The following is a 374-nucleotide window of genomic DNA, read 5'->3' as shown; positions in this document are numbered from 1 at the left end:
GGATTCCGGTCGGTTGAAGGTGACACAAAACAGATAGACAAGGAGACGAAAGTCCTCCCCTCTGTCAGCTGTCCTGAGGCAAACCCATACGGTGAGACACCGTCTCACTGGATATCAACAGAGTTGATATCTGCATAGTCCTTTAGCTCAGTTGGTTAGAGCGCCACACTGATAATGTGGAGGTCGGCAGTTCAACTCTGCCAAGGACTACAGTAGGTATCCCGTCAGGGAGACCGGCTGAAGCGGGCGACCGCTTCCCCCTTAGGGGGGGACTTCGAAAAGAGCACATTGACATGATGGAAGCGAGACTCAGATTCGTCTGAGTCAGCGAGAAGACAAAGTAGAAACTCAAACAGAACACAACGAGCGCCATC

The 374-nt window shown here is 51.9% G+C and carries 1 tRNA gene; it reads left to right on the top strand.

Annotation, left to right across the window (positions count from 1 at the left end):
• Nucleotides 1–136 precede the first annotated feature (136 nt).
• Nucleotides 137–210: transfer RNA gene (locus tag E5331_RS20135), tRNA-Ile, on the top strand.
• Nucleotides 211–374: the final 164 nt, after the last annotated feature.

It is taken from the genome of Lepagella muris, from assembly GCF_004793975.1.
GTDB classification, from domain to species: domain Bacteria; phylum Bacteroidota; class Bacteroidia; order Bacteroidales; family Muribaculaceae; genus Lepagella; species Lepagella muris.
This window is presented reverse-complemented; position numbering and strand designations above follow the sequence as displayed.